This window comes from Mesorhizobium sp. M7A.F.Ca.US.002.01.1.1 (genome assembly GCF_004022955.1).
Taxonomy (GTDB): Bacteria; Pseudomonadota; Alphaproteobacteria; order Rhizobiales; family Rhizobiaceae; genus Mesorhizobium; species Mesorhizobium ciceri.
Map to the genome: position 1 here is coordinate 1 of NZ_RZQE01000547.1, position 3,569 is coordinate 3,569.

The window sequence follows — 3,569 nt, forward strand, 5'->3', positions numbered from 1 at the left end:
CCTATGGATATTCTGGCCCTCACCGATTTCAACCTCGTTGCCCGCCATGGCGGTTTCGGCAAGGCGGCACGGGCCACCGGCCGACCCAAGGCAACCCTGTCGCGGCGCGTTGGAGACTTGGAGAGCAGCCTTGACCTGCGCCTGTTTGAACGGGGTGCGCGTAACCTGAAGCTGACCGAGGAAGGACGGGCGCTTTTCGAGCGGACGGGGGCGTTGCTTGCCGAACTGGACGAGACGGCCGCGGCGATCGCCTCGGGCGGTCAAAGACCCAAGGGGAGACTGCGGATCAGCGCGCCCCTGCTTTTTTCTCAGACCGCGATGGGGAGGATCGCCGCGGGATTTGCCCTCAAATTTCCGGAGGTGAGGCTGGAGGTCACGACGGAGGACCGGGCTGTGGACATGATCGAGGAAGGCTACGACCTGGTGATCCGGGTCAACCCGGATCCCGACGAAAGCTTGGTCGGACGGGCGTTTCTCCGCGACCGGCTGGTCGTCGTGGCGAGCCCTCACCTTCCTCGCACCGGTGGACCGGCCCCTGCCGTTGCGCGCGGGAAAGGCGAACGGCAAACATGGCACGTGAAGACCGAGGGTGGCCGGTCGACGATCAAAATCGAGCCGGTCCTCGCTTTGGGAACGCTCATTATGGTGCGCGATGCGGTGCGAGCGGGGGTCGGTGCGGCACGTCTTCCCATTTCGTTGGTGGCCCACGATTTGGCTGACGGCACGTTGGTGAATTGGGGGGACATCGACGCCCCTGAGATCGCTCTTTGGACGCTCTACCCCTCCCGGCGGCTGCTCAGCCCGCGCGTGTCGGCGTTCCTGGATTTTCTGAAACAGGCCTTCCCGAACGGGACGCCGGACGAACTGGCCGCCTATATCGGCAGGTGATGCCCGGCTGCTTTCGCCGGCAAGAACTTTTATTTCTGGCGGAAGGAGTTTGCGGTGGAACAAGTTGGGGCGACGGCAATTACCTTGTCGCCCTACAAGAGGAGGACGCCGTGAAAGACTTGCGCAGTCTCCTTGCCGAACTGTCAGCCAACTGGCTCAAGCGCCGCAAGGCGCAGGCGCCCACGACCGTGAACACGGTCAAACCCCGCCCTGCCGACCAGGCGACGCGGCAACGCGCCGCCCACAAACCCAAAACACCGCCCACCCGCGACGTCGCCTCGAACATGTGAGCCCCGCGGACAATGTGGGGCCCAATGCCGCTGGGGGGTATCGGCAATCTATCACGCCAGATTGATTGGTAGCGACGAAACCTTGAGCGGCCATAAGCGTTTATTGCTTCAGCCCAATTGAGGTGGTTCCAATGCAAACGGCATGGTTCTCCAAACCTGTGGCGGTTTCGGTCGGCGTCACCGGTTCCATCCATCATCTGTCCAACACACAGCAGGCCATTGATTTGCTCACCACACATTGGCGTGACGCAGGCAGCCCGAAGCATCGGTCCGCACTGCGCGCCTGCCAGCGGGCGACGAGCGGCGATGTTGCCCCCGACGTCGCCAGGGCGGCGCTCGTCGAAGCAGCGCGCGAAGCCCACATCCTGATCGAATAGCCACATCCTTATCGAATAGCCACATCGTGATCGAAAGGCGTATCGATTGAACCTGCTGACGCTATAATCGCTGCGCCCCCTCCGGAGAACGCCTGCCATGACCCTGAAAACACGCAAGCTCGGCAGCCAGGGGCTGCAGGTCTCGGCCATCGGCCTCGGCTGCATGGGCATGAGCCAGTCCTATGGCCCGGCCGACGAGGCCGAATCCATCGCCACGCTGCACCGTGCCATCGACCTCGGCTGCACCTTCCTCGACACCGCCGAAGTCTATGGCCCTTACGACAACGAAGCCCTGCTCGGCCGGGCATTGAAGGGCAAGCGCGACCAGGTGACGATCGCCACGAAATTTGGCTTCCGCATCGAAAACGGCAAGCAGACCGGAACCGACAGCCGGCCCGAGCACATTCGAGAGGCGGTGGAAGCCTCGCTCGGCCGCCTCGGAACCGACCGTATCGACCTGCTCTACCAGCACCGCGTCGACCCGGCGGTGCCGATGGAGGATGTCGCGGGCGCCGTCGGCGAACTCGTCGCGCAAGGCAAGGTGCGCTTCTTCGGCCTGTCGGAAGCGGGTGCAGCCAACATCCGCCGGGCGCATGCCGTGCATCCGGTGTCGGCGTTGCAGAGTGAGTATTCGCTGTGGGAGCGCAATCTGGAGCCGGAGATCATCCCGCTGCTTGGCGAACTCGGCATCGGCCTGGTGCCGTTCTCGCCGCTCGGCCGAGGGTTTCTCACCGGCCAGGTCAAGCGTGCGGAAGACTATCCCGACGGCGATTATCGCCGCAACGACCCGCGCTACCAGGGCGAAAACTACGACGCCAATGTCGAGGCGGCCGCCAAGGTGAGCGACATCGCCGCTGCCCGCGGCGTCAAGCCCGGCCAGGTCGCGCTGGCCTGGCTGCTGGCGAAGGGCGACGGCTTTGGCATCGACATCGTGCCGATCCCCGGCACCAAGCGCAGAAAATACCTGGAAGAGAACGTCGCCGGCGCCGCTATCAAACTCGATGCCGCCGAGATGGCCGCGCTCAACGAAGCGCTCGCGCCGGGAAAAATCTCCGGCCCGCGCTATACCGAGCGGGGCATGGCGATGGTCGACCGGTAGGGGGCGCCTGCTCCAGCGTCCGCGACAATCTCGCCAAGCTCGTTCCGAATAGTGATGCTAACGAAAGCCCAGATGCTCCCGATAGCAGTGGGTTTCCACGGTGAACCTGCCGGCGACATCATCCGGCAGCCAAAGTGCGTCTTCGAAGCTGCGGTTCAAGCGCCATCCTTCGCGGGCATAAAATCTCTGCGCGCGGACATTTCCCGCCGTGCAGAAAAGCTCGGCCTCCGCCACGCCCTGTTCGCACAAGAGATGCTCGGCATAAGACAGCAGATCGCGGGCGGTTCCGCTTCCCCGTGCCTGCGGGCTTACATAGAGTTTCACCACCTCCGCCCCGTTTATCGAGACGAAGCCAAGCAATCCATCGGCTGCCGCCACATGGAAGGCATCGGTGGATTGCTCCAGCCACAGCGCAAAATGCGCCGGCGTTCGGTACGCCAGGATTTCGGCTGGAACCAGATGCGCATGGGCATCATGCCAGCCCTGATGCCACAGTTGCACGATCGCCGACCGGTCGGCTTCCTGGGCTGGGCGAATTTCGAGCATTTCTCACCGCCGACGGGTAGCTAATTTCGTAAGGCCGCGCGGAGGGCCGCCTGGTTCCACCGGCCTTCAGCCGATTTCGGTCAACCCGCCGCTGCCGCGGTAACCTTCTTGGACGCGGCCCGCTGTCGCCGCATGCGCCGTTTGGCGACAAGCTTGAGCGCGACCGGCGGCTCGTTTGACAGCGCGCCCAGCACCGCGTCGACCATGCCATGCGCCACGAAATCCGCGTTCATGTCACGCGCCAGTTTGCCCGCCGTCTCCTTGTCCTCGCTGTCGGCCTCCGACCAGAACACGATTCCCACCCGAAGTGCGGCCTTCGCACGCTTCAGCCGGCGGACCAGAAAGCGGGCGTGCTTGGTGGAATCCCGG

5 protein-coding genes and 1 pseudogene are annotated in these 3,569 nt (G+C 64.1%); 4 read left to right on the top strand and 2 right to left on the bottom strand.

Annotation, left to right across the window (positions count from 1 at the left end; translation table 11 throughout):
- Positions 1 to 3 precede the first annotated feature (3 nt).
- The 4 genes from EN932_RS31590 (at position 4) to EN932_RS31605 (ending at position 2,654) form a co-directional block, all read left to right on the top strand.
- Positions 4 to 888, top strand: a complete 885-nt coding sequence (locus EN932_RS31590) for a LysR family transcriptional regulator (RefSeq protein WP_013530764.1) — start codon at positions 4 to 6, stop codon at positions 886 to 888.
- 110 nt (positions 889 to 998) lie between these two features.
- Positions 999 to 1,178, top strand: a complete 180-nt coding sequence (locus EN932_RS38185; RefSeq protein WP_164753542.1) for a hypothetical protein — start codon at positions 999 to 1,001, stop codon at positions 1,176 to 1,178.
- A 131-nt stretch (positions 1,179 to 1,309) separates the two neighbouring features.
- Positions 1,310 to 1,555 (top strand): DUF982 domain-containing protein, encoded by a 246-nt coding sequence (locus EN932_RS31600; RefSeq protein ID WP_013530762.1) that lies wholly within the window; start codon positions 1,310 to 1,312, stop codon positions 1,553 to 1,555.
- Between the two features lie 97 nt (positions 1,556 to 1,652).
- On the top strand, positions 1,653 to 2,654 hold the full coding sequence (locus EN932_RS31605; RefSeq protein WP_127388351.1) for an aldo/keto reductase: 1,002 nt from the start codon (positions 1,653 to 1,655) through the stop codon (positions 2,652 to 2,654).
- A gap of 57 nt (positions 2,655 to 2,711) precedes the next feature.
- Here the strand turns inward: EN932_RS31605 and EN932_RS31610 are convergent, their stop codons facing one another.
- Both EN932_RS31610 and EN932_RS31615 read right to left on the bottom strand, forming a co-directional pair.
- Positions 2,712 to 3,200 (bottom strand): GNAT family N-acetyltransferase, encoded by a 489-nt coding sequence (locus tag EN932_RS31610; RefSeq protein WP_127369043.1) that lies wholly within the window; start codon positions 3,198 to 3,200, stop codon positions 2,712 to 2,714.
- An 80-nt stretch (positions 3,201 to 3,280) separates the two neighbouring features.
- Positions 3,281 to 3,569 (bottom strand): annotated as a pseudogene (locus EN932_RS31615) (AI-2E family transporter); the annotation flags it as partial.